The 8,020-nt window shown below is 75.5% G+C and carries 8 protein-coding genes; all 8 read right to left on the reverse strand.

The window, feature by feature from the left end; translation table 11 throughout:
* Nucleotides 1-76: 76 nt before the first annotated feature.
* From ACI79A_RS16220 to fliG, 8 genes are read right to left on the reverse strand one after another with little or no spacing between them, the layout of a single operon-like run.
* Nucleotides 77-1,312, reverse strand: a complete 1,236-nt coding sequence (locus ACI79A_RS16220; protein ID WP_457084783.1) for a flagellar hook protein FlgE — start codon at nt 1,310-1,312, stop codon at nt 77-79.
* 27 nt (nt 1,313-1,339) lie between these two features.
* The gene (locus tag ACI79A_RS16225) at nt 1,340-1,798 is read right to left on the reverse strand and encodes a flagellar hook capping FlgD N-terminal domain-containing protein (protein ID WP_457084784.1); all 459 of its coding nucleotides are present in this window, start codon (nt 1,796-1,798) and stop codon (nt 1,340-1,342) included.
* A gap of 12 nt (nt 1,799-1,810) precedes the next feature.
* Entirely contained in the window at nt 1,811-3,100 is a 1,290-nt protein-coding gene (locus ACI79A_RS16230) for a flagellar hook-length control protein FliK (protein ID WP_457084785.1), read from the reverse strand.
* Nucleotides 3,097-4,053, reverse strand: coding sequence for an NlpC/P60 family protein (locus ACI79A_RS16235; protein ID WP_457084786.1), 957 nt, complete (start codon nt 4,051-4,053; stop codon nt 3,097-3,099). Before ACI79A_RS16235 ends, ACI79A_RS16230 begins: the two co-directional genes overlap by 4 nt.
* Nucleotides 4,041-4,493 carry a flagellar FliJ family protein gene (locus tag ACI79A_RS16240; RefSeq protein ID WP_457084787.1) on the reverse strand — a complete coding sequence of 151 codons (453 nt, stop codon included), beginning with the start codon at nt 4,491-4,493 and terminating at the stop codon, nt 4,041-4,043. Before ACI79A_RS16240 ends, ACI79A_RS16235 begins: the two co-directional genes overlap by 13 nt.
* Nucleotides 4,490-5,815, reverse strand: a complete 1,326-nt coding sequence (locus tag ACI79A_RS16245) for a FliI/YscN family ATPase (RefSeq protein WP_457084788.1) — start codon at nt 5,813-5,815, stop codon at nt 4,490-4,492. Before ACI79A_RS16245 ends, ACI79A_RS16240 begins: the two co-directional genes overlap by 4 nt.
* A complete protein-coding gene (locus ACI79A_RS16250) occupies nt 5,812-6,783 on the reverse strand; it encodes a FliH/SctL family protein (RefSeq protein WP_457084789.1) in 972 nt (323 codons plus the stop codon). The genes ACI79A_RS16245 and ACI79A_RS16250 overlap by 4 nt, the downstream gene beginning before the upstream one ends.
* Nucleotides 6,761-7,834 carry a flagellar motor switch protein FliG gene (gene fliG / locus ACI79A_RS16255; protein WP_457084790.1) on the reverse strand — a complete coding sequence of 358 codons (1,074 nt, stop codon included), beginning with the start codon at nt 7,832-7,834 and terminating at the stop codon, nt 6,761-6,763. The genes ACI79A_RS16250 and fliG overlap by 23 nt, the downstream gene beginning before the upstream one ends.
* Between the last annotated feature and the right edge of the window lie 186 nt (nt 7,835-8,020).

Genomic DNA, 8,020 nt, shown 5'->3' on the forward strand with positions numbered 1-8,020 from the left:
GGGTGACCGGGCCCCTCGGCCCCCTCCAGGGGCCCGCCACGAGCGTGCGAGTGGTGCGGGAGGAGGGGGTCCCTCATCAGCGCTTCAGCTGGACCAGGTCCTGGAGGATCTCGTCGGAGGTGGTGATCACCCGGCTGTTCGCCTGGAAGCCGCGCTGGGCGACGATCAGGCCGGTGAACTCCTCGGCCAGGTCCACGTTGGACATCTCCAGCGCGCCGGCCGAGAGCTGGCCCCGGCCGCCGGTGCCGGCCTGGCCGACCACCGGGTTGCCGGAGTTGTCGCCGGCGCGGAACGAGCTGTTGCCGGCCTTCTCCAGGCCACCGGGGTTGGTGAACGTCGCCAGTGCCAGCTGGCCCAGCGGCTGCCGCAGGCCGTTGGAGTACAGGCCGACGATCGTGCCGTCGTTGCTGAGCGAGTAGCTCTCCAGGACACCCAGCGCCGAGCCGGTGTTCTCATTGGTCTTGCCCGCCGCGGTGCTGGCACCGCCGAACTGGGTGAGCCCGCTCAGGTCGATGGTGACCGCGCCGGTCCAGCTCGGGAACGCCGGGGTGAAGTCGGCGTCCGGGTCGAAGGTCACCGTCCCCCCGGAGGTGAGCTCGCCGGTGGTCGGCGCGGTGCCGGAGAAGGTGAGGCTGCGGGTCACCGTCCGGGCGCCCTCGCTGAAGGTGACGTCCCACGTGTTCGTGCCGGTGTTGGTCATGACCACCGACATCTCGTGCGCGTTGCCCAGGTCGTCGTACATCCGGATCTGGGAGGTCACCTCTGCGCCGACGGCGGCACCGGCGGAGAGGTTGCCCTGGATCGCCGCGCCGGTGGTGGCGACCGGGGGCAGCACCTGGCCCTGCGGGATACGCAGCGGAACCAGCGGGCCCTGCGGGTCGATGGTGCCGTTGTCCGCCATCCAGCCCTGGAGCACCAGGCCGTCGGGGGTGACCAGGTTGCCGACGCCGTCGGTGTCGAAGGAGCCGGCCCGGGTGTAGAGGTTCTCGTTGCCGGACTGGGTGATGAAGAAGCCGTCGCCGGTGATCATGAAGTCGCTGGACCGGCCGGTGCTCTGCGCCGAGCCCTGCGTCCAGTTGGTGGTGATCCCGGCGACCTTGACGCCCAGGCCGACCGCGGCCGGGTTCGAGCCGGCGGTCTGGCCCTGCGGGGCCGAGCCGTTGCGGAGGACCTGGGACAGGGTGTCCTCGAAGACGGTCTGGCTGCCCTTGAAGCCGACGGTGTTGACGTTGGCGATGTTGTTGCCGGCGACGTCCAGCTTGGTCTGGTGCGCCTTGAGGCCGGAGATGGCCGAGAACATGGAACGCAGCATCGGGAGAGCTCCTGAGGTCGGGGGTGGTCAGGCGGTCGGCTGGGTGGCGGGGGTCGGCAGGGTGACGGCGGTGACCCGGCCCAGGGGCACGGTGACGCCGTCGACGACCGCCTGCGGTTCGGTCTCCGCGCCGGTGCCGGCGATCCGGACGGCGCTCACCGTCCCGGTCTTCGTCTCGCCGGTGGTGTCGGTGTAGGTCACCTGGTGGCCGACCAGCGCACCTGCGCTGAGCGACCGCTGCAGCCCGACCAGGGCCTTGTTCTGCGAGGCGATCTCCTCGAGCTTCTCCACCTGGGTGAAGGTCGCCGTCTGGGCCATGAACTCGCTGCTGCTGGTCGGGTTGCTGGGGTCCTGGTAGCGCATCTGCGCGACCAGGAGCTTGAGGAAGACGTCCTTCCCCATCTGGTCGCCACGGTTGACCGAGGGGCTGGCGTCCGTCGTGACGACGCCGGCGGAACCAGTGGGTCCGGTGACCGGGCTGCTCATCGTTCCTCCGTCTCAGGCGAGGACGTCCACGCCGGACGACGCGGACTGCTCGGTGGCGAGGGCGGGGCTGCCCTCACCGCGGTGCTCGGGGTCGCGCGCGGTCCGGGTGCCGGGCCCCTGCTCTCCGGGCTGGCCCTGCTGCCCGGAGGCGGAGCCCTGCCCCTGCTGGCCGGCGCGGGCGTCGAGCAGCTGCTGCTGCGCCGAGCGCAGCGTGCTGCCCAGGTCGGCGGTGGTGTCGTCGACGGCGAGGCGGCCCAGGGTCAGGCCCGCGCCCTCCAGCTCCCGGCGCAGCTCCGGCAGCGCATCGGTGAGGGCGTGTCGTCCGGCGTCCGAACCGCCTTGCAGGGTCAGGTCCAGGCTGCCGTCGGTCACCGTGACCTGGATGGAGACCGGCCCCAGCTCCTCGGGGGTGATGACCAGGGTCATCGTCGAGCTCCCGTCGGGCGCGTTGCTGAGCACCGCGAGCTGGCGGCCCAGCTGCTGGGCGACCGGCGGCTCCGCAGCCGGCGGCGTGGGTCCGGCGGCACCGAGCGGGTCGGTGCGGACCGCCGTCGGCGAGGCGGTCGCTCCGCCGACGAGACCGACCGCGTCCGGCTCGGTTGTGCCGCTGCCGCTGCCGCTGCCGCTGCCGCTGCCGTGGCCCGGACCTGCGTCGGGGCCGGTTCCGGTGTCAGCGGTGTCGCCTGCGGTCGCGGGGAGGACGACGACGGGCAGGTCGGCCGGGAGGCCGGCGGCGTCGGCCCCGGTGGTCCCGGCCGGGGCGGTGGCCGGCTGCGTGCCGGCCAGCCCGAGGGCGGACAGCAGCGCGGCCGGCGTGCCGGGCGCGGGTGCGGCCGGCTCCGCGCCGGCTGCCGCCGGGTCGGTGACGGTGGGCAGCGGGAGCACCGGGGCGCTGACGCCGGGCTGCTGGACCCCGAGCGGCTGCCCGCCGGTCGCCGTGGCGCCGGTGACCGCGCCGATGAGCGCGGCGGCGGCGGCCGCCTCCGGCTGGGTGCCGGGCGTGGTGCCCAGCGACGCCCCGGCGGCGAGCAGCGCCCACAACCCCGGGGGCACGTCGACCGGGACGGCGACCGGCGTCGCCGGGGTCTCGCCGTCGGTCCCCTCGCCGGAGGCGCCGCCCGATGCCCCACCCGCCCCGTTCCCGGGGCGGCGGGAGGGGGTGCCGGCGCCGTGCAGGACGTCGTCCAGCGCGCTGGCGAAGCCGGCCGCGTTCTCTGCGGACCCGGTGGCCGGACCGCCGGTGGAGCTGCCGGCGCGGCCGGTGGCCGGCGTCATCGGCAGGGCGGACATGGGGGCTGTCATCGGTAGGCCTCCGCGGCGCTGGTCACCTTCTGGACGTAGGACCGGGTCTCGGCGTAGGGCGGGACGCCGCCGGCACGCTGCACGGCGCCGGGCCCGGCGTTGTAGGCCGCCAGCGCGAGCTCGGTGGAGCCGAACTGCTTCGTGAGGCTCGCCAGGTAGCGCGCGGCGCCGTCGATGGCGGAGGCCGGGTCGCTCGGGTCGACGCCCAGGCCGCGCGCGGTGGCCGGCATGAACTGCATGAGCCCCTCCGCGCCGGCGGGGGAGACCGCGGAGGTGTTGAAGCCCGACTCGGTCTTCGCCATCGCGGCGAGCACCGCCGGGTCGACGCCGTACCGGCTGCCGGCGGCGCGGAACAGGTCGGCGTACGGGACGCCGCCGAGACCGCTGCCGCCGGTCGTCGCGGAGGCGGTGGAGGCGGCGCCGTCGGGGAGCACACGGCGGATCACCGTGGGGTTGCCGACGTCCTGCACCTTGACGACGTCGCCCTCCTGCGGGGCGGCGATCATCTTGCCGCCGCCGATGTAGAGCCCGACGTGGTCGATGCCCGGCCGGCTGCCGGAGTTGTCGAAGAACACCAGGTCACCGGGCTGGGCCTCGGCGAGCGAGGCGACCGGGCGGCCGGCGGTGGCCTGCTGGGAGGAGGTGCGGGGGATGCTGATGCCCAGGTCGGCGTACACCCGCTGGGTGAACCCGGAGCAGTCCAGGCCGCTCTGCGGGTCGGTGCCGCCCCAGCGGTACGGGACCCCGAGGTACTTCTGCGCCGCGCCCACGACCTCGGCGCCGGTGCCGGTGGCGGCGAAGCCGGTGAGACCGGTCGACGCCGTCGATGCGGTGCCGGTCAGGCCGGCCGCCGACGCGGCGCTGGACCAGGCGGCCTCCGAGCTCGGTGCCGTGCGCAGGAAGCGGGCCTGGATCTCGCCGATCCGGCTGTGCACCGCGGTCAGTCCCTCCACGTGCCCTCCTCCTCCCTCGTCCTCGTCGTGTGGCGGCCGGTCACCAGGTCGTCGACCGCGCGCTCCTCGGCCGCCTCGGCGGCGGTGCGCGCGGCCGCCAGGTGGCGCTCGCGCAACTTCTCCAGGCCCTTGGTGCGCTGGGCCGCCGCCGTCCAGCGGGCCCGGACCAGCTCGGCCTGTTCCGCGTGGGCGACGGCGAGAGCCCGTGCAGCAGACACATCGGCAGCCGCGGCCGACGATGCGACCATCGCGGCGACGAAGGCGGCGCCGGGGACGGCCGCGGGCAGCCGGCGGGCCGACAGCGCCGCGGCGTCGTCCTCGACCCGCCGGGCGGCCTCGGCGGCCTCGCGGGCGGCGGCGGCCGCGGCCAGCGCCGCTGTCCGCTCCTCGGTGCGGCGCAGGCGCAGCACCGGCTCCAGCCGGAAGGCGGGCTGCCTCACGCGGCGGAGACCAGGCCGTGCAGCCGGGCCCACGCCTCGGGCGGCGGGGTGGAGTCCGAGGTCGCCTGGCGCAGGAAGGCGTCGATGTCCGGCAGCAGGCGCCGGGCACGGTCGACCAGCGGGTCGGTGCCGGCTTGGTACGCGCCGATCTCGATGAGCTCCCGGACGTCGCGCAGCGCCCCGAGCATCCGGCGCAGCTCCCGCGCGTCGGTCATCTGCGGCGGCGGGACGACCGCGGTGGCCACCCGCGAGATCGACTCGAGCACGTCGATCGCCGGGAAGTGGCCGGCGGTGGCCAGCCGCCGGCTGAGCACGACGTGGCCGTCGAGGATGGAGCGGGCGGTGTCGGCGATCGGCTCGTTGTGGTCGTCGCCGTCGACCAGCACGGTGTACAGCCCGGTGATCGAGCCGGTGGTGCTGGTGCCGGCCTTCTCCAGCAGCTTGGGCAGCATCGCGAAGACGCTCGGCGGGTACCCACGGGTGGCCGGGGGCTCGCCGGCGGACAGCCCGACCTCGCGCTGGGCCATCGCGGTGCGGGTGATCGAGTCCATCATCAGCAGCACGTCGCGGCCCTGGTCGCGGAAGGCCTCGGCGATCCGGGTGGCGACGAAGGCCGCCTTCAGCCGCACCAGCGGCGGCTCGTCGGAGGTGGCGACCACGACGACGCTGTTCGCCAGGCCCTCGGGGCCGAGGTCCTCCTCGATGAACTCCCGGACCTCGCGGCCACGCTCGCCGATCAGCCCGATGACCCGGATGTCGGCGTCGGTGCCCCGGGTGATCTGCGACAGCAGGGTCGACTTGCCGACACCGGAGCCGGCGAAGATGCCCAACCGCTGACCGCGGCCGGCGGGCACCATGGTGTCCAGCGCCCGCACCCCGGTGGCCAGCGGCCGGCGCACCCGTTCCCGGGTGAGCGCGTTGGGCGTCTCGCTGGTCAGGTCGACCCAGGACACCAGCGAGCCGAGCGGGGGACCGCCGTCCATCGGCCGCCCCAGCCCGTCGAGCACCCGGCCCAGCAGCGCCTCGCCCACCGGCACCTGCAACGGCCGCCCGGTGGGGCGGACCCGGGCGCCGGCGCGCACGCCGGAGAGGTCACCCAGCGGCATGCAGGTCAGCCGTTCCCGCTGCACCGCCACCACCTCGGCCAGCAGTGGACGGCGGCCGGAGCTGACCTCCACCAGGTCCCCGACAGCGGCGGGAACGCCCTCGACGCCGAGGGTCAGCCCCATCGCGCCGGTCACCACGCCGGACAGCTCCGGGCGGGCCGCGACCCGGGCCCGCGCGACCAGCGTGGCGGCCGGGCCATCGGTGAGGACGCTCACGAGCGCAGCACCGACCGCACCCGCTCGAGGGCGGCGCCGAGCTGGGCGTCCACCCGCAGGGTGCCGGCCTCGGCCAGCGCGCCGGCCCGTTCCACGTCGGGGTCTCCGACGACCCGGACCGACGGGGGCAGGTCGGCCAGCGCGGCCGGGGGCACCTCGGTGAGGTCGTCGGGGTGCAGCCGGACGACGACGGGCACGTCGGCCGGGCAGAGGGTCAGCGCGCGGCGCAGGGCGTCCAGCCCGGCGGCGTCGGCGGTGGCCAGCTCACGGCCGAGGAGGTCGCCGACCAGCGTGACGACGGCATCCAGCACGTGGTCGCGCAGCTCGCCGACCACCGGCGCGGCCGTGGCGTCCAGCCGCTCCACCGCGGCGCCCATGGCCGCGGTGGCCGAGGCCAGCCGCCGCTCCCAGCGCGCCTGCACGTCGGCCAGCCGTTCCTCGGCCGCGCGCTCGGCGTCGGCGACCACCTGCTCGGCGGCGACGAGGCCCTCGGCGTGCCCGGCGGCCCAGCCCTCGCGGCGGGCCTCCTCGCGCAGCCGGGCGAGCTGCTCGGCGTAGACCTCGCCCAGGCGCGGGCCGGTGCGCGCAGCGGTCTGCTGGGCGACGGTGTCCACCGGGGTGTGGGCCGGCGCCCAGGGGCGGGCCTGCGCCGGGTCGGCGGTCAGCGGGAGCCTCGCACCGACGGGCGGGGCCGCGGGCGGGTCGGCCGGCTGGGACCGGCCGACGGCGGCGTCGACGGCCGCCGTCACCGCGGCCGTGGCGACCGGCGCGCCGGCAGCGGGCAGGGGGTCGACCGGCGCCGCCGGGGCGGGCACGACGGGGGGAGCGCCGGCCCGCTGGTCGCGGGTGCGTCGTCCCCACGGCGCACCGTCGCCGGTGCGCTGGTACGGGACGGCGTCGGCGGCCGACGAGCCGCGCAGCAGCAGCGACTCCCGCGCGCTGACGTCACGCGACGAAATCGTCCTCACCGCCCCGCGAGATGGTCAGCACGCCCTGCTCCTCCAGCGTGCGGATGACCGCGACCACCTTGGCCTGCGACTCCTCCACGGTGCGCTGGCGGACCGGGCCGAGCAGCTCCATCTCCTCGAGCAGGTTCTCCCCGGCGCGCTCGGAGAGGTTGCGGACCACCTTGTCCCGGACGTCCTGCTTCACGCCCTTGAGCGCGGTGGCCAGGTCGTTGGCCTCCACGTCGCGCAGCACCAGCTGCAGCGAGCGGTCGTCGATGGTGACGATGTCCTCGAAGACGAACATCTGCGAGCGGATCCGCTCGGCGAGCTCCGGGTCGCTGTTGTCCAGCCACTCCAGGATGGAGCGCTCGGTCGGGCGGGGGGAGCGGTTGATGATCTCGACCAGGGTGTCCACGCCGCCGACGGTGGCCATGTCCTGGTAGGCCAGCAGGGAGCCCATCCGGCGGCCGAGCTCCTCCTCGACCATCCGGACCATCTCCGGTGCGGTGCGGTCCATCAGCGCGATCCGGTAGGCGACGTCGGCCTGCTGGTCCGGCGGGAAGCCGGAGAGGACCTCCGCCGACTGCGGGGCGGGCAGGTGCGCGAGCACGAGAGCGATGACCTGGGGGTGCTCGTCCTTGAGGAAGGTGACCAGCTGCCGGACGTCGCTGTTGCGCAGCGAGGCGAAGGGCAGCTCGGTGTAGACGACGTTGAGCCGGGAGAGGATGCCGTCGGCCTTCTCCTCGCCGAGGCCGGCGGCGAGCACCTCACGGGCGAAGTCGACGCCGCCGGTGCCGACGAACCGGCGCGCCATCATCAGGCCGTGGAACTCGCTCAGCACGTCGTCGACGTCGGAGCCGTCCACCTTGTCCAGGCGCATCAGCTCGCCGGTGATCTTCTCGACCTCCGAGGGGCGCAGCTGGGCGAGGATCGTGCCGGCCTCCTCCTTGGTCAGCTGGGCGAGGAAGAGGGCCGCCTTGCGGATCCCGGGCAGGTCCGTGCGGGCGACGGCCGCCTTGGTCCGGACGGCCGGCGCCATGCCGGCCATCTGCTCCACGCTCGCGATGCTCACTGTCGGATCTCCCCGGTGCTCTCGAAGCGCCTCCTGGCGCCCGCTCCCGTCATCGGCAGTCCCGGGGGGGGGGGGGGGGGGGGGGGGGGGGGGGGGGGGGGGGGGGGGGGGGGGGGGGGGCGGGGGGGGGCGGGGGGGGGGGGGCGGGCGGGGGGGGGGGGTTGCACTACCACATCTATACCCCCC

This window comes from Modestobacter sp. SYSU DS0657 (assembly GCF_054050925.1).

What these genes read in the sequence shown, in the direction of transcription:
- ACI79A_RS16220 (WP_457084783.1), bottom strand. Translation starts at nt 1,312, where the DNA reads ATGCTGCGTTCCATGTTCTCGGCCATCTCCGGCCTCAAGGCGCACCAG.
- ACI79A_RS16225 (WP_457084784.1), bottom strand. Translation starts at nt 1,798, where the DNA reads ATGAGCAGCCCGGTCACCGGACCCACTGGTTCCGCCGGCGTCGTCACG.
- ACI79A_RS16230 (WP_457084785.1), bottom strand. Translation starts at nt 3,100, where the DNA reads ATGACAGCCCCCATGTCCGCCCTGCCGATGACGCCGGCCACCGGCCGC.